The organism is Bacillus cereus group sp. N14, assembly GCF_016483555.1.
Classification (GTDB): domain Bacteria; phylum Bacillota; class Bacilli; order Bacillales; family Bacillaceae_G; genus Bacillus_A; species Bacillus_A wiedmannii.
Genome location: NZ_JAEHBQ010000003.1, coordinates 14,507 through 31,139 on the forward strand (window position 1 = coordinate 14,507; position 16,633 = coordinate 31,139).

The window sequence follows — 16,633 nt, forward strand, 5'->3', positions numbered from 1 at the left end:
AAAAAAGTGGCATTGGCCACTTTTTTATTTTTTAGATGTATCCTCAACTTTGGATTTATTTATTGTAGAAGAATCTATATATTCATCTGACATTTCCATAGCATATTTATCATGATGAATATGATTCTGATTTCTTAATTCATCGTCGTTACGCAGTACTAACCTCTTCATATAAATGTGGAAGAAAACCTCTGTTCCGCCAATAATTAATGCGGCTATAAATGAAGACAGGCCAATATTACGAGTAGCATCTAAATTCGTAAATAAGGATGTTAAAAGCCAAATCCCGAAGAAGGTTAGGCCGAAATCTGCTATTGTAGCAATCATATTTCCGTATTTAGGTAAAATGAAGAGATCACCGATTAAATAGGCAGCTCCTGTTAGGAAAAGAGAAATGAGTAATACTCTAGGAATTGAAATGCCTTGAAAGATACCGAGTACCATTAATAATACTGCAGTTATCGCTGTGTATTTAATTAGTAAAGCAACAATATGTTTCATCATTTTCCTCCATTGTTTAAACGTATATGGAATAAAATATTTCATAAAAAACGGGTTATGCTATATAGCGTAACCCGTTTTAATCACCCTTTAATGGTAAGAAGTACAACCTGGGTAAGAAGCAGGCTTATACTACGTATAGTATTTGCGGAGTATCAAGTTTTATTCACAAGGTGTAGTTCCATTCTTATAATAGAGATGTTGCCTAAGTACATTGTTTTTATATTAAACTTAATAATTTTTTTGTTTTGATTTTGTTTCTTAAATATAAGAAGAAAAAATATTTTCATGCTTAATGTATCTTTTTGTCTACATATTTTCCATAATTGGGTACAGCGATTTTATCAAATTCTTGAACGAGTGTTTTGAGGCTTGTTGATAGCAATTCACCTGACATCGGTATCCCATGTCCAGTAATAGCGACCAGAGGCTTTACTTCTTCTAATTTAATGACTGATTCTTTAGCGGCTTTCCAGTCTGTTGTTAAATAACGAGGGGGGCCGCTTATTTCCTGTTCCTGAGTAAATACTTTATATAGATATTCCTGTTTCACTGTAACAAAAGCATCCCCAGCAATTAAAGTTCGGTCTTTTTCTCGGAATAATGAAATATGACCTGGAGTATGCCCTGGTGTATGAATCCATCTAAACTCTGGCATATGGGGAACTGTTCCATCGGTAGGTAGTACTTTTACGCTATTTCCTAAATCAATCGGTTCATTAGGGAACAGGGGAGACATTTTGGCTACCATACCACCTTCAACTGTTGGATCTGGTTCAGGATAGCTTTGTTGTCCAGTCAAGAACGGTATCTCCAGTTGATGGGCATAGACTGGAACATCCCAATACTTAATGAGTTCAATTATTCCTCCAACATGATCAAAATGCCCATGAGTTAAAATAATTGCTTTTGGGCGGCTATTTATACCAAATCGCTTCTCAGTGACAGTGATAATTTCATTTGCACATTTAGGCATTCCAGCATCAACTAAAACAAAATCATTGGTATGCGGATTTCCAACAAAACATATGTTGACGATTTGAATCGTGTAACAAAATAAATCAGGCAATACTTCAAGGCCATGACCACTTTCAATTGAAGTTGCTGGAATAAACTTGTAATCACTTCCATAATTCATTTCCTTGTCCACTTTTTATCCCCCTTAATATATTTCAATACGATATTATAGTTCCCTAATTTCTCAAATCCATTTTGAGGCATTTGAAAAAAGAATTAGTGGGGGATTACAAAAAACAAAAATTAAGTCCTAGAATCAAGGTGGAGACATATCAATTTATATAATAGTTTCTACAATTTTTTTGAGGGGGGTGATGGGTTAATAAAATATTTATCTTAATATTTTAATGTGGGTTTATACAAAAAACATAACAGTAGTTGATAGAACGCCATTAAATAAGACGATTACTTGTACCGATGCTTTTCATAATCAAAGGATGTTTAAGTTTGGTGATGTAGCTGAAGTGAATTAGAGGGGGGAATATCTCTTCCTAAGTTAATTATATCATGTAAATCAAATTCGAAATAGACTGTTTATTCGTATTTACTCCTGCTACAATCAAGAACACATGCATAATAAGGAGAGATGTTACATGAGTTCTTTCGTTCTCGATTTTCAGGAAATAGGAAACACGCAGCTTTCACTCGTTGGTGGAAAGGGTTTGAATTTAGGGGAGTTATCCAACATTCAAGGGATACAAGTACCAGAAGGATTTTGTGTTACAACGGTAGGATATGAAAAGGCTATCGATCAAAATGAAGAGCTTCATACTTTGTTGCAGCAGCTAACAAAGTTGAAAAAGGAAGAGCGAGCTCAAATTGGTGAAATTAGCAAGAAGATTAGAGAAGTCATTATGGCAGTAGAAATCCCTTTTGATGTAGTGGAAGCGGTAGCTCATTATCTCTCACGTTTTGGAAATGAACATGCGTATGCCGTGCGTTCTAGTGCTACGGCTGAAGATTTACCGTATGCCTCGTTTGCTGGTCAACAAGATACGTATTTAAATATTATCGGAGAAGAAGCAATTTTGCAGCATGTAAGAAAGTGCTGGGCTTCTTTATTTACAGAGCGAGCAGTTATATACCGCATGCAAAATGATTTTGAACATAATCAAGTTTCTATATGTGTTGTCGTTCAAAAAATGGTTTTCCCTAAGGCTTCGGGCATTTTATTTACGGCTGACCCGGTTACTTCTAACCGAAAGGTATTATCAATTGATGCCAGTTTTGGACTTGGTGAGGCGTTAGTATCAGGACTGGTCTCTGCTGATAATTATAAAGTAAAAGAAGGAAAAATTACTGGAACGATGATAGCGACTAAAAAAATAGCTATTTATGCTTTGAAAGAGGGCGGAACGGAGACGAAACAGATTGATCCGGCTCAGCAAAAAAATCAAACATTGTCTGAACAACAAATATTACAACTAGCACAGATTGGAAGACAGATTGAAGCTTATTTTGGTTGTCCCCAAGATATTGAATGGTGTTTAGTGGATGCTACATTTTATATTGTCCAAAGTCGCCCAATCACGACTTTATATCCAATACCTGAAGCAAATGATGGGGAGAATCATGTGTATGTATCGGTTGGTCACCAGCAAATGATGACCGATGCGATGAAACCACTAGGATTATCTTTTTTCCTGTTAACGACTAGTGCTCCTATGCGTAAAGCGGGAGGCAGGCTATTTGTTGATGCTACGCAACAATTAGCTTCACCTGCTAGCAGAGAATTCTTAATAAACACGTTAGGAAAATCGGATCCACTCGTCAGAGATGCATTAACGACTGTAATCGAGCGAGATAATTTTATTACATTGTTACCGGATGATGAAAAAGAAAAAAGTGGTAGTAAAAGTCTGCTACCTGCCAGTTCGCAACCAGAAATCGAAAACGACCCGGCAATTGTGATGGACTTAATAAAGAATAATCAAGCATCGATTGAAGAGTTAAAACGAAACATTCAAACGAAATCAGGATCGGCTGTATTTGATTTTATTTTAGAAGATATCGAGCAGCAATTACAAAAAATATTATTTAGTCCGCAAAGTATGGCTGTCATTATGGCAGGTATGAATGCTTCAACATGGATGAATGAAAAAATGGAGCAATGGTTAGGCGAAAAGAATGCAGCAGACATGCTTTCTCAATCCGTACAAAATAATATTACATCTGAAATGGGGCTAGCATTACTCGATGTTGCTGATGTGATTCGGCCGTATCAAGAAGTTATTACGTATTTACAACATGTAGAAGATGATAGCTTTTTAGATGAATTGGTTCAGTTTAAAGGCGGAGAAAAAGCTCGAGAGGCAATCGATGCTTTTCTAAATAAATACGGAATGAGATGCAGCGGAGAAATCGATATTACGAAAACGCGCTGGAGTGAACAGCCAACTACAATTATCCCGATGATTTTAAATAATATAAGAGATTTTGAAGCCGGTGCTAGTAAACGGAAATTTGAAAAAGGACTGCAGGAAGCTTTGAAAAAAGAAGAAGAGTTAGTAGAGCGACTGCAGCACTTGCCAGATGGTAAACAAAAAGTAGAAGAGACGAAGCGTATGATTCGTAACATTCGGAATTTCATCGGTTATCGTGAATACCCGAAATACGGTATGATTAACCGTTATTTCATATATAAGCAGGCGTTATTGAAAGAAGCAGAGAAACTCACGCAGAGCGGTGTCATTCATGAAGTCGATGATATATACTACCTAACTTTTGAAGAGCTTCACGAAGTCGTTCGCACGAATAAACTAGATTACGAGCTAATCCAAAAACAAAAAAATGATTACAAATTATATGAAAAACTAACGCCTCCTCGTGTAATGACGTCTGCTGGAGAAATTATTACAGGTAAATATAAACGAGAAAACCTCCCGGCTGATGTGATTGTAGGTTTACCTGTTTCTTCAGGAGTTGTTGAGGGAAGAGCGCGCGTTATTTTAAACATGGAAGAAGCGAATTTAGAAGAAGGAGACATATTAGTTACTGCTTTTACTGACCCTGGCTGGACACCGTTATTTGTGTCTATAAAAGGGTTAGTCACTGAAGTTGGTGGACTTATGACGCATGGAGCAGTTATCGCACGTGAATATGGATTACCAGCAGTTGTCGGGGTAGAGAATGCTACGAAACGAATAAAAGATGGGCAACGAATTCGGGTACATGGGACTGAAGGGTATATTGAAGTGTTGTCATGAAATAAAAGATCATCCGATATTATAGTGGATGATCTTTTATTATATAGCTGACTTATTTTTTTAAGCCAGCTGCATAAAAAGGCCCATGAACTGCGATTGTTGATAAAATGCGAGCAATTTCCTCAGGTGTTTCTTTTTGCCCGGTAGTTAACCATTGCTGAATAACACCTATATGAGCAGATGCCATATAAGAAGCTAAGTATTGGCTTGGGACAAGTAAATTCTCCTTATTAATGAGAGCGCCATTCGTATCTTCAAATATTGTTTTCCACATAAAGTCTTTCAGTTTTGTTTGGAAAGATAAATCTCCTTTTGGACTTAATACAGCTTTCATAAAATCACTATTTTCATTTAGAAATTCAAGAATAGAAGTGATAAGTATAAACGGCATTGTTGGGGAAGGATTTGACCCAAGATCAGCAATCACTTCAGGTAATCTCTGTTTGGCAATGCTAGAAAATTTATACATAATTTCTTCTTGGCATTTCGTCATTAAATCAAATTTATCTTGATAATGCGCATAGAAAGTACCGCGATTAATGTTTGCTTTCGTTGTAATATCTTTCACTGTAATGGCGTCAAAACCTTTTTCTTCAATTAATTCGACCAATGCGTTTCGTATGGCAGTTTTCGTACGAATAACACGTAAATCTAAATTACTATCGCGCAAAGCATGTCCCTCCTTAATTTTTCTCAACACTTTTCAAGAATGTGTCTTATAACCGACACATTCACGATTTTTGATTATTGTATAAGGTTCAACTCGAACATATAATTCAAATATAAATAAACAACACGTTGTTGGTTATTATAAATCAAATTATAGGAGGAAAAAAGAAAATGTTTAAAAATAAACTTTTATTATTATCACCGGTTATTGCACTACTTGTAGTTTTTATTTTTTCATTAACGTTATTTCCAACCGTTCAACCTCAGCCGAAAAACTTGCCAATCGCTATTGTAAATGAGGATCAAGGAGTAGAAATTCCGAATCAACCGAAGATGAATATGGGGCAAACGATTGTTGATAATATGAAAAAGACATCAAAATCAGAGGAAGAACCTGCGGTGAAGTGGGTAGAAGTGAAAAATAAAGAAGCAGTTCAAAAAGGCTTAAATAATCAAGAGTATTACGCAGCATTAGTTATTCCGAAAGACTTTAGCACAAAACAAGCATCATTACGAACACTACAGCCATCTTCGCCAGAGGTAGAAATATTCATAAATCAAGGAATGAATACAGCGGCTTCAACTATGGCAGGGCAAATATTAAATGGGGTAGTTGATAATATGAACAATACTGTTCGCATACAACTATTAGAAGGATTGAAAGCAAAAGGAGCTACAGTAACAGTAGATCAAGTTTCAAATATAGTAACACCGATTACGAAGAAAGTGACAAACGTAAATGAGATTGGCAAAAATAGTGCGAACGGTAACTCGCCAATGTCTTTATTCCAGCCGTTATGGATTGCAAGTTTAGCGAGCTCAGCAATTATCTTTATTGCGATAAGTAAAATGCCAGTAGGTACAAGAAAAGAAAACTTCGTATTAAAACTAAAACAAATAATAACAGGAGCTGTCGCGGCACTTGTAATTGGATTTGGCCTCACATGGATTGCGGATGGAATGGTAGGATTAAACATTTCGAATTTCACTGATACGGCACTGTTTTTATCTATTACATCTTTTAGTTTCTTCTTAATGATATCGGCGGTACTTTCATTAGTTGGACTAAAGGGAATCGGTGTATTTGCTCTCTTACTATTCTTCGGTGCACCGTTATTATCATTAGCACCGGAAATGTTGTCACCATTTTATCAAGACTGGGTGTACGCATGGTTGCCAATGCGATTTATGATTGAAGGACTTAGAGAAATATTCTTCTTTGGAAAAGGGTTAAGCTGGAGTATACCCCTTACTGTGCTCGTTTGGATTGGTGTGGTAAGTATCGTTATTATTTTAGCGACTGCTTTCAAACGTAGTGTAATAAAGGAACATAAAACGGAATTACACGCATAAAAGATAAAAACGTTTCACTAGGAGTGAAGCGTTTTTTGATTTTTATTAACTTATAGGGAAATCAGGTAGGATAGGTTTTTCTATATTTTTAAGAGAATAGAAGAATTCAGATTTTCGACTTCTCTCTGTATACATGCTCCTGCTATTTCAAATTGCATAAAATATTATGCGAAATAATGGAGGGGATACGATGTATAATTCGAATTATTATGATTCGTATAGGCAAAATGATAAGTTGATTCGTGATATTGAGAAAGCAATTAATGGAGAGTTTAGTGCTATAAATTGCTATGCGAAATTAGCGAACATGGCTCCAAATGCGGCGGAACGAAATCAAATTCTTGAAATTCGTAACGATGAAATAAAGCATTTTCATCATTTTGTACAAATCTATACAAATTTAACTGGTCAGCAACCTAAACCACAAATCATGGAAGAATGCCCGAATACGTACTTACAAGGATTAGAATTCGCTATACAAGATGAACAAAAGACTGTAGATTTTTACTTAGAAATTGCAGATGAAACATCGGATGCACATATGAAAGAGTTGTTACGCAGAATAGCTGCAGATGAACAAAATCATGCGGTGTGGTTTTTATATTATTTTGTGAAGTCGAAGTGAATGCTTAAGGAATTAAAACCGTTTCACTAATAGTGGGCGGTTTTTTTGATGGAATACAAGTTGTAAAATAGATATCTTTGAAGGTGTAGTGGTTAATCTTGGTATATAATGTATAAAACGAAAATTAATAAAGAGAGAAGTAAGCATATGAAAGGAGAACAGAAATATGGAGAGAAATACAGTTAAAGAATATACAATTCGAATTGCTACTGAAAATGAAAGCGATAGCATCATCACTCTATTAAAAGAAGTAGCACAGTGGTTACAACATAAAGAAGTGGATCAGTGGCAGTATTTGTTAGGCAGAGAAGCTACGGCTGAAATACTAGAAGGTATAAGAGAGCAATATACATATGTGGTTATGAAAGAAGATGAAATAATCGGTACAGTTACAGTATCTCCTAAACAAAGTGAATGGGATGAGCGTATTTTTGGTAAAGAGAAAGTTTTCGATTCTTTATATATTCATAGATTTGCGGTAAAACGGAAGTATAAGGGGAATGGAATCGGAGAAGGGATTTTACAGTGGGTATACGAAAATGTACAACATGATAAAGAGTACTTGAAGCTAGACTGCGTCGGGCATAATCGTACGTTGAATGACTTTTATAAGAAAAATGGTTTTGAATATGTTGGGAGTACAGATGGACTTAGTAAGTTTCAAAAGAGAAGGGGGCAAGTGAATGAATCAAATTCATACTGATTTAGTTAAAAGGTTGATAGGGGAACAGTTTCCTGAATGGGCACATTTAGAGGTGAAGCCTGTAAAGTTTAGTGGGCATGATAATAGAACGTTTCACCTAGGGGATGAGATGAGTGTCAGATTACCAAGTGATGCAGCATATGCACCGCAAGTAGAGAAAGAAAATAAGTGGCTACCTATATTAAGTAAGGAGCTTTCTTTACCGATTTCTACACCAGTTGCGAAAGGTAATCCATCTGAATCGTATCCATGGCCTTGGTCTGTTAATAAATGGATAGAGGGAGAAACCGTTACGAAACAAAATGTTCGTGATTTAAATGAATTTGCAACGGACTTAGGATCATTTTTAGTAGAATTGCAATCCATTGATGCGAGTAACGGACCGATCGCTGGAGCGCATAATTTTTACCGAGGTGGGCTTATATCTGTATATGACGAAGAGGCGAGAGGTGCTATCGAAAATAATAAGGACGTTTTTGATGAAACAGTATTAAAGCATCTTTGGGATTTAGCACTTCAGTCAACGTGGAAGCGTAAACCAGTTTGGGTTCATGGAGATGTTGCACCAGGAAATTTACTCGTTAAGGACGGAAAGCTTTGCGCCGTAATTGATTTTGGTATTTTAGGAGTAGGAGATCCGGCTTGTGATGCAGCGATGGCATGGACATTTTTTGATAAGAATAGCAGAAACATATTTAAAGACGTATTGCGCATAGATGAAGAAACGTGGAATAGAGCAAGAGGATGGGCACTTTGGAAAGCGTTAATTACATATGATGCAAATAAGACTAGTAATAAAATAGTGGCAGAGGAATCGTATCGTGTTATTCAAGTGATTGTGGATGATTATGAGAGATAGTAGAAAAAGCCTATTTTAAAATAGGCTTTTTCATATGATGAAATATTAGAAATGGAAAGAAGGAATCTAACATAAATATACAGAATATTTAGATAATGGGAGGTGTCGAATTTTGAGTGAAATTGAATTAAAAAGGAATGTAATTAAGACTGGGAGTGAGAAGGGGGGTATTCTCCGGTTTATACTCGCTAGTCTAGTTGGGGTGTTTATGTTTTTCGTACCAGTTACGATAAACGGTGCTTCGTCCATTATGATTGATCATATCGTATCATGGATCAGGACTTCTGTTCCGAGCGTCGTACCTTATTATGCACTACTCGTTATGATAATAGGTGCGATTTATCCGTTTTATACGAAAAAGTGGAATGCATCTATCGTAGACATTTGTTTTTCGATTTTAAAAGTAGTTGGTGTTGTCTTTGGCGTATTGTATTGCTTGAAAGTAGGGCCAGCTTGGTTCTTTGCGCCAGATGTAGGGCCGTTTTTGTATGAAAAACTAGTAATATCGGTAAGTTTACTCGTGCCAATTGGCTCGGCTTTTTTAGCGTTATTAGTCGGGTACGGATTACTTGAATTTATCGGTACGTTTTGCCGTCCCATTATGAGACCGTTATGGAATACACCAGGACGATCAGCAATCGATGCGGTTGCATCCTTTGTGGGGAGTTATTCGTTGGCTTTATTAATTACGAATCGCGTGTATAAAGAAGGGAAGTATACGACAAAAGAAGCAGCTATTATCGCTACAGGTTTTTCTACAGTATCCGCAACATTTATGATCATCATCGCAAAAACATTAGACATTATGCATTTATGGAATGTTTATTTTTGGACTACTCTTGTTGTAACATTCATCGTAACTGCTATCACCGTAAGAATTCCACCACTTAATAGAAAACCAGATACATATGTAACAGAAGAAGGGTTCCCCGAGCCCGTTTATAAAGAGAAAATGCTAGAACGCGCTTGGGAAGATGCGCTAGAAGTATCGAAATCTGCACCAAGTATTATGAAAAATATCGCAGTAAATTTAAAAGACGGATTTATCATGACAATGGGCATTTTACCATCCATTATGTCAGTCGGATTAATTGGTATCGTCTTAGCGAAATTCACACCAATATTTGATTGGATCAGTTATATTTTCTATCCATTTACGTGGGCTTTACAGCTTCCAGAAGCAGAACTAGCTGCTAAAGCGGCATCTGTTGGTATCGCAGAAATGTTTTTACCTTCTCTTTTAGTTGTAAGTGCACCACTTGTGACAAAGTTTGTCATTGCGGTTGTTTCGGTATCATCTATATTGTTCTTCTCAGCTTCCATTCCTTGTATTTTATCGACAGACATTCCGTTAAAAGTATCGGAACTTATTATTCTCTACGTACAAAGAACGATATTAACATTACTTATTATTACGCCGATTGCTTATTTGTTACTTTAAAGTTTTAAAAAGATAAATCTCTAACAAAAGAAGCCTTCTGTAAAAGGAAGGCTTCTTTTGTTTAAAATCGGGGTATTCCCACATCACTATCATGCTAAGAAAATCAAATATCCTAAAACGTGAAAATATACTATTTTCTGTTTTTGTGATGTTTTTATTTATTTTTTGAATATGATGTCATACTTCTTAAGAAGATTCCTAGCCCTGCAAAAAAGAAACCTAAGCATAATAAGCTGCCTGGCGTTCCCCAAGTAATTTGATCTAGCATTTTTATCCCCTCCCGTTTATCATTATATAGAATTTATTGGGAATTATCAAAATTTTCCTTTTTAAAGGTTATTGATGAGCCTTCCTACCTTATACGAGAAGATTATATTTGAAAAGGAATTCTTTTAAAAAATATTCTATTATTCTTATAAAGCGTTTTCGTTTCGTATGATATAGTAACAACAAAGGGGGCTTACAAATGGAAATCATTCACGAAAGAGCAAAGTTACGGATAATAGATAGTGATGATGTCGAAACTTTGTTTTCGATTGTAGAAGGAAATCGGGATATTTGGGCGTATTTAATCTCTAAAATGGATAGTGCGCAAGATATGCAGCAATACGTTCAAAAAGCGATACAGGGTTATGGGAAGGGGACTCAAATACCTTTCGTTGTAGTGGATCAACAGACGAATACGATTGTAGGAAGTACACGTCTATATAATATTTCAGTAGAAGAGAAAACAGTCGAGTTAGGACAAACGTGGTATCATCCAAGTGTGCAACGTACGAGTATCAATACAGAGTGTAAGTATATGCTTCTTCACTATGCTTTTGAAAAACTGCGTATGCTGAGAGTACAAATTAAGACGGATGCAAGAAATGAAAAAGCACAACGAGCAATTGAAAGGTTAGGTGCAGTAAAAGAGGGTGTGCTTAGAAATGAAAGAAAATTGCCAAGTGGACATGTGAGAGATGCGGTTGTGTATAGTATTATCTCGAGTGAATGGCCAGGCGTAAAAGGACAATTGTTAGAAAAATTAGAATTGTATGAAGAAAAGTTATAATTCGTGTTTTGAAAGGTATATTGTTCGTAATACATGAAAAATATACCTTTTTTCTTACAAAATGCTACTTTATTTTAATTACTTTTGTTTCATCGTTCCCTTCTGAGAAAAAATTCGTTACAATGTAGTTGTATGGTAATAAACTTATGAATTTAAAACATGTAATGAAAACCGCAAATAAAAATGAATTGATAATCCTCAATTTTAAATGAAAACCCTTTTATATAAATAACAAGTAAAGTTCCTTCTTTTAAATAAACTCAAACAAAACGATTTGATATAAATGTTTTTTATAGAAGTATGGATGATGTACGGAGGCAATTACAAATGAAAGAAAATAAGAAAAGTAAGAAAAGACGAATCTTTCAAGTATTTTTACTAATGATTTGTTCTGCTATTTTATATGTAAGTTATGCAGCTTACGATATTTGGAGCTATCGTTTTAAAACAGATGATAGTATGAAAACGGATGCTGGTATCGTACTAGGAGCGGCTTCTTGGAATGGAAAACCATCCCCTGTATTTAAAGAAAGAATTAATCATGCGATTTCTTTATATAAGAACGGAAACATTAAAAAGATTATTTTTACGGGTGGTACAAAGTTCGAGGCAGAACTTGAGGAAGCGCGTACTGCAAGAGTATATGCAATGAAACAAGGTGTAAAAGAGGAAGATATTTTAATTGAAACAAAATCCCTTTTCACAGAAGAAAACTTAAAGAATGCGAAGGAAGTTGGAATAGAGAACGGAATACGCACATACACGATTGTAAGTGATCCACTTCATATGAAACGCGCAATGAGAATCGCAAAACATATTAATATTGAAGCGTATGCTTCACCAACGCCGACATCAGCATATAAAACGTTAGACACAGAAATACCATTCTTCTTTAAAGAATTATTCTCGTACATTGGATATGTAACCTCTTTGCCGTTAAAGGCATTGAAGGGAGACTAATATAAGAAAAGAACCTATTTTAAATGGGAACTTTTCTTATTGGTCAAAAACATTGTATTTTTATCGGAATAGTGAAACAATAGAGAGGTAGCTTCATATAATCATAATGAAAAAGTGAGCGGTTGATGAATCGAACATAAAGGAGATTATAGTATGGCACTCTCATTTGTTGAAACAGAAGAACAATCTTTCATTATTGAACAAATAAATAAATTGATTCCGAAGTTCATGGAAAGAGAGCATCAACTAAGTGAATTAGGATCATTTCCGTCTGAAAATATAAGTGATTTGAAAGATATCGGATATACGAAATTAACGTTACCGAAGGAATTTGGTGGTAGTGCGATTTCTTTATATGACTTTGTTTTATTTCAAGAGAAAATCGCGGAAGGCTGCGGAGCTACTGCGTTATCGATTGGCTGGCATATTGGCATTGTGAAAGAGCTAGCGGAAAATCACTCTTGGAATGATGAGATGTTCAAATGGTTTTGCGAAGAAGTACGTAACGGTGCACTCTTTAATCGGGCAGCAACAGAACCAAAAACAGGGAGTCCGACGCGTGGTGGTAAGCCAGAAACAATAGCGGTTCAACAAGGTGAGAAGTGGATTATAAATGGAAGAAAAACTTTTACAACGATGGCGCCAATACTTGATTATTTTATTATTTCAGCGAGTATTGAAGGTCGAGAAGAAGTTGGTGAGTTTGTCATTCCGAGAAATACGCTCGGTGTATCCATTGAAGAAACGTGGGATAGCGTTGCGATGCGAGGGACTGCTAGTCATGACCTTGTCTTACAAAATGTAGAGATAGAAAATCGCTTTTTTACAGATGTAAAGGGCGGGAAAGTGAAACAAAAGGGTATTGGCTGGTTGCTACATATACCAGCATGTTATTTAGGAATTGCACAATCAGCAAGAAATTATGCAGTTCAGTTTGCGGGATCATACAAGCCAAATAGTTTAAATCATTCTATTAGTTTATTGCCGAATGTTAGAAGATTAGTTGGAGAATTAGAACTTGAGCTTATGCAAGCTCGCGTCTTTTTATATCAAATTGCGAAAAAGTACGATGAGGCAGAGGATAAACTATCATTGCAAGCCGAACTAGCAGCAGTGAAATATGCTGTAACAAATGCAGCAATATCTATTGTAGATAAAGCAATGCGCATCGTAGGAGCAAAAAGTTTATCAGAAAAAAATCCGCTTCATCGTTACTATTTAAACGTCAGAGCAGGATTGCACAATCCGCCGATGGATGATGCAACACTATCTATGCTGGCGGATGCGGCGTTTCGGTCGTAGTAATTTTAAACTTGTATTTTATTGTTTATGAGTAATATAGTTGTTTTGAAAGCACGTGTTTGAGTAGTAATCAAACACGTGCTTTTTATGTGTTTAATATACTAGTTTAAAACGAAGCGTTGTAAACATTTGTCGTATCTAATCCCATATTAAAGGTCTTTCCAAGTTTATCATTCGTAAATATTGTAGAAATTGACCAGCATGGACCGCATCATGATAGGCAATTCGTAATAGCATGTCGCCTAAATATCTTTGATAGCCAACATCGCTTCGATCAATAAGGGTTGAATCTAGCTCAGCTATGCTTATGGATTGAACATACTCTATGAAGTCAGTAAAGTACGATTGTGCCAATTCAATTTCTTTTTTTACACAAGTAATTGGCTCGTCATCATACGGGAAATGTATATCATTTATTGAGCCGTTGTTTTTTAAAATCATATGATAGTAAAAAGTTGAGCTCCATACATGACGAATCATCTCACCAAAGGACATAGCTTCATGATCAGGCTTCCAATTAAGAAAATTATCGGGAAGAGAATTCCATAATTTTTCTGAGCGCCTTCTCGTTTCTTTCAAATTTAATATACTAAGATCAATTGCATTCATAATACATTCTCCTTTACTATTAAACTTAAAATAATTGTATCAGTTTAATAGTTAGGGTATCATCGAAATATGAATGTATATCCGAATATCTCATATATAGCTAAACTAATTGCTGAACCTACAAGAGCAATTATCTTAGATTGTCTAATGAATAATCAGGCACTACCTGCTAGCGAATTGGCTTATATGGCAAAGGTGTCACATCCAACGATTAGTTCTCATCTTTCTAAATTAGTAGAGGGGAATCTACTTACAGTTGAACAACATGGTAGACATCGTTACTATCGACTTGCTAATCAAGAGGTAGCAGAAGTTCTTGAAAAGTTAGGAACAATCGCACCATCAGTCCAAGTTCGGTCTTTAAAACAATCGGATCAATTAAAACAAATTCGTTATGCTCGAACTTGCTATGATCATCTTGCAGGCAGACTCGGTGTAGAGATAACTGAAAAATTACTACATAGGGAATTTATAATTTTAAAGGAAGGAGAATACATTGTAACGGAACAAGGTAAGCAATGGTTTCTGAATTTTGGAATAAATATTGAAACGGCAGATATAAAGAGAAGGGTATTTGCAAAACCTTGTCTTGATTGGAGTGAACGACGCTACCATATTTCTGGTTGGTTAGGATCTGCGATAGCAAAACTATTTTTTGAACAGGAATGGATTACAAAAACGGATAAGAATAGAGCCGTCCATCTTACAAAAAAAGGTATGAAGTTATTGAAAGACCAATTAGGCATTGACATGGAAAATAAAAAAGTCCATCAAAATGTAGTGCCTCCTATCGAGTAAACAGTATTAAATAACCTGAGTTCTATATTTATATAGACTCAGGTTATTTGATTTGTTTTAAAATCTTTGATGATATTTGCATATGGCAACTTTAACCTCATTTGCTTTACGGAAAGAGGTTAAATGAAAACATAGTAGTTTGAGGCAGTTCTATTAAATTATTAATCATATTCATTGAAAATTAAGCGTAAGAATATAGTAAATGAAGGGAGATATAAAATGAATAAAATTAAATTGAAAGTATTAAATGTAAGATATGTAGTGATATGTATTTTATTCACTATTATATGTATCCTCACTTCATTCTTCATTTCTAGTAATTCCAGCGTATTTAAATCATTTTATATGAATCAGTTGTTAGGAACAAATTCTACTAAAGGTCTTATGTATATGATAGGAAGTGAAAATCGTTATTTTGCAGAAGAATTTCATAAAGAAAAAGGACGAGCGTCTTTGGAATCTTTTTTACTGTCACTTTCTACAAACATTAATGTAAATGATCTCCGAAGTTTATTAACTAGAGAACTTCCTAATATGAATCAATTTTATTCGGAAATATTAATTGCTGGGGAAGGAACAGATTATACGAACATTCCTGAAGAATCCAGTATTCCTTTAGATAACATTAAAGATAAAGGTACTGCTATTAAACACCCAAAGAGTGGGAAAGAAAACAATTCTACTGGTGAAAATTCAAATACAAAAAATAACGGTGAAAATAAAGTTTTTATTTATCATACACATAGTTGGGAAGCGTTTATTCCTCTCATTCCAGGTGCTACGATACCCGATGATGCTTCCAGTACAAATAATGAAGTGAATATTACGTTTGTTGGAAACTATTTAAAACAAAAGTTAGAAGAAAAAGGAATAGGTGTTTCACATGATACGACAAATATGAGGGATTTTCTGCGAAATAAAAATTTAAATTGGGCCCAATCTTACAAAGGATCCCGTCAAATATTACAAGATAAATTAGCACAAGATAAAAATATTATGTTTCCAATGGACCTTCATAGAGACGATGCACGAAAAAATATTACAACAAAAAATATTAACGGAAAGAATTATGCTCGGCTTTATTTTATTTTAGGACGAGAAAATCCTAACTATGAAAAAAATAAAAAAATAGTAACGGCAATAAATTCATATTTAGATGAGAAGTATTACGGTTTAAGCCGAGGGATTTTTATTAAAGATCGTAAAAGCGGGAACGGAGTATATAATCAAGACCTTTCTCCAAATGCATTACTTATTGAAATGGGAGGGGTAGATAATACACCAGAAGAATTGTATGCGTCAGTTGACGCATTAGTAGAGGCATTTAGCCACTATTATAATGAAGTAACTAAGAAAAATAACTAAATGTATAGGGGAAACCTAGTATTTTTGTAAAATAAAAAGGAGTGACACCTAGTCAGAAGTTCCAGGGGTTACTCCTTTTTTAGTAGAATATAATATTAACAACGAAGGCAATCAATAAAAAAATCTTTCTTTTTATTCTTCTTTTTACAGTTTTATAGGAGAATGCTATGT

At 35.1% G+C, this 16,633-nt stretch carries 15 protein-coding genes; 11 read left to right on the forward strand and 4 right to left on the reverse strand.

All coding sequences use genetic code 11. The features are described from left to right. Window positions 1-24: 24 nt before the first annotated feature. Together JDS82_RS05780 and JDS82_RS05785 are read right to left on the reverse strand one after the other, a co-directional pair. Window positions 25-501, reverse strand: coding sequence for a YndM family protein (locus JDS82_RS05780; RefSeq protein ID WP_199712863.1), 477 nt, complete (start codon window positions 499-501; stop codon window positions 25-27). Window positions 502-793: 292 nt separating this feature from the next. Then, on the reverse strand, window positions 794-1,651 hold the full coding sequence (locus JDS82_RS05785) for an MBL fold metallo-hydrolase (protein WP_199712864.1): 858 nt from the start codon (window positions 1,649-1,651) through the stop codon (window positions 794-796). A 460-nt stretch (window positions 1,652-2,111) separates the two neighbouring features. Here JDS82_RS05785 and ppsA point away from each other — a divergent pair, with 460 nt between their 5' ends. Continuing rightward, window positions 2,112-4,724 (forward strand): phosphoenolpyruvate synthase, encoded by a 2,613-nt coding sequence (ppsA, locus tag JDS82_RS05790; protein ID WP_199712865.1) that lies wholly within the window; start codon window positions 2,112-2,114, stop codon window positions 4,722-4,724. A 52-nt stretch (window positions 4,725-4,776) separates the two neighbouring features. On the opposite strand, the gene JDS82_RS05795 is transcribed toward ppsA, so the two are convergent. Beyond that, window positions 4,777-5,394 (reverse strand): TetR/AcrR family transcriptional regulator, encoded by a 618-nt coding sequence (locus JDS82_RS05795; RefSeq protein WP_199712866.1) that lies wholly within the window; start codon window positions 5,392-5,394, stop codon window positions 4,777-4,779. Window positions 5,395-5,525: 131 nt separating this feature from the next. On the opposite strand from JDS82_RS05795, the gene JDS82_RS05800 reads away from it, so the two are divergent. From JDS82_RS05800 to JDS82_RS05835, 8 genes are all read left to right on the forward strand, one after another. Beyond that, entirely contained in the window at window positions 5,526-6,746 is a 1,221-nt protein-coding gene (locus JDS82_RS05800; protein WP_199713010.1) for a YhgE/Pip domain-containing protein, read from the forward strand. Window positions 6,747-6,936: 190 nt separating this feature from the next. Continuing rightward, window positions 6,937-7,371 carry a ferritin-like domain-containing protein gene (locus JDS82_RS05805; RefSeq protein WP_000282819.1) on the forward strand — a complete coding sequence of 145 codons (435 nt, stop codon included), beginning with the start codon at window positions 6,937-6,939 and terminating at the stop codon, window positions 7,369-7,371. A gap of 166 nt (window positions 7,372-7,537) precedes the next feature. After that, entirely contained in the window at window positions 7,538-8,074 is a 537-nt protein-coding gene (locus JDS82_RS05810; RefSeq protein WP_000440848.1) for a GNAT family N-acetyltransferase, read from the forward strand. Then, window positions 8,055-8,933: an aminoglycoside phosphotransferase family protein gene (locus JDS82_RS05815; RefSeq protein ID WP_199712867.1), complete on the forward strand. Its 879-nt coding sequence runs from the start codon at window positions 8,055-8,057 to the stop codon at window positions 8,931-8,933. Before JDS82_RS05810 ends, JDS82_RS05815 begins: the two co-directional genes overlap by 20 nt. Window positions 8,934-9,045: 112 nt before the next feature. Next, a complete protein-coding gene (locus JDS82_RS05820; protein ID WP_199712868.1) occupies window positions 9,046-10,374 on the forward strand; it encodes a YjiH family protein in 1,329 nt (442 codons plus the stop codon). 466 nt (window positions 10,375-10,840) lie between these two features. Next, window positions 10,841-11,428 (forward strand): GNAT family N-acetyltransferase, encoded by a 588-nt coding sequence (locus JDS82_RS05825; RefSeq protein WP_199712869.1) that lies wholly within the window; start codon window positions 10,841-10,843, stop codon window positions 11,426-11,428. Between the two features lie 327 nt (window positions 11,429-11,755). Beyond that, entirely contained in the window at window positions 11,756-12,388 is a 633-nt protein-coding gene (locus JDS82_RS05830) for a YdcF family protein (protein WP_060487279.1), read from the forward strand. Between the two features lie 153 nt (window positions 12,389-12,541). Further along, the gene (locus JDS82_RS05835; protein ID WP_088081135.1) at window positions 12,542-13,690 is read left to right on the forward strand and encodes an acyl-CoA dehydrogenase family protein; all 1,149 of its coding nucleotides are present in this window, start codon (window positions 12,542-12,544) and stop codon (window positions 13,688-13,690) included. A gap of 138 nt (window positions 13,691-13,828) precedes the next feature. Here the strand turns inward: JDS82_RS05835 and JDS82_RS05840 are convergent, their stop codons facing one another. Continuing rightward, entirely contained in the window at window positions 13,829-14,299 is a 471-nt protein-coding gene (locus tag JDS82_RS05840) for a DinB family protein (RefSeq protein WP_075307790.1), read from the reverse strand. Between the two features lie 69 nt (window positions 14,300-14,368). Between JDS82_RS05840 and JDS82_RS05845 the strand changes: the two genes are divergently transcribed. Together JDS82_RS05845 and JDS82_RS05850 are read left to right on the forward strand one after the other, a co-directional pair. Beyond that, window positions 14,369-15,097 (forward strand): ArsR/SmtB family transcription factor, encoded by a 729-nt coding sequence (locus JDS82_RS05845; RefSeq protein ID WP_088081134.1) that lies wholly within the window; start codon window positions 14,369-14,371, stop codon window positions 15,095-15,097. A 219-nt stretch (window positions 15,098-15,316) separates the two neighbouring features. Beyond that, complete coding sequence (locus JDS82_RS05850) at window positions 15,317-16,462, forward strand: stage II sporulation protein P (RefSeq protein ID WP_088081133.1); 1,146 nt, start codon at window positions 15,317-15,319, stop codon at window positions 16,460-16,462. Window positions 16,463-16,633 lie beyond the last annotated feature (171 nt).

Coding starts and splice junctions, on each gene's coding strand:
- JDS82_RS05835 (WP_088081135.1), top strand. CDS start 12,542: ATGGCACTCTCATTTGTTGAAACAGAAGAACAATCTTTCATTATTGAA.
- JDS82_RS05845 (WP_088081134.1), top strand. CDS start 14,369: ATGAATGTATATCCGAATATCTCATATATAGCTAAACTAATTGCTGAA.
- JDS82_RS05840 (WP_075307790.1), bottom strand. CDS start 14,299: ATGAATGCAATTGATCTTAGTATATTAAATTTGAAAGAAACGAGAAGG.
- JDS82_RS05810 (WP_000440848.1), top strand. CDS start 7,538: ATGGAGAGAAATACAGTTAAAGAATATACAATTCGAATTGCTACTGAA.
- JDS82_RS05825 (WP_199712869.1), top strand. CDS start 10,841: ATGGAAATCATTCACGAAAGAGCAAAGTTACGGATAATAGATAGTGAT.
- JDS82_RS05830 (WP_060487279.1), top strand. CDS start 11,756: ATGAAAGAAAATAAGAAAAGTAAGAAAAGACGAATCTTTCAAGTATTT.
- JDS82_RS05805 (WP_000282819.1), top strand. CDS start 6,937: ATGTATAATTCGAATTATTATGATTCGTATAGGCAAAATGATAAGTTG.
- JDS82_RS05850 (WP_088081133.1), top strand. CDS start 15,317: ATGAATAAAATTAAATTGAAAGTATTAAATGTAAGATATGTAGTGATA.
- JDS82_RS05780 (WP_199712863.1), bottom strand. CDS start 501: ATGAAACATATTGTTGCTTTACTAATTAAATACACAGCGATAACTGCA.
- JDS82_RS05815 (WP_199712867.1), top strand. CDS start 8,055: ATGAATCAAATTCATACTGATTTAGTTAAAAGGTTGATAGGGGAACAG.
- ppsA (WP_199712865.1), top strand. CDS start 2,112: ATGAGTTCTTTCGTTCTCGATTTTCAGGAAATAGGAAACACGCAGCTT.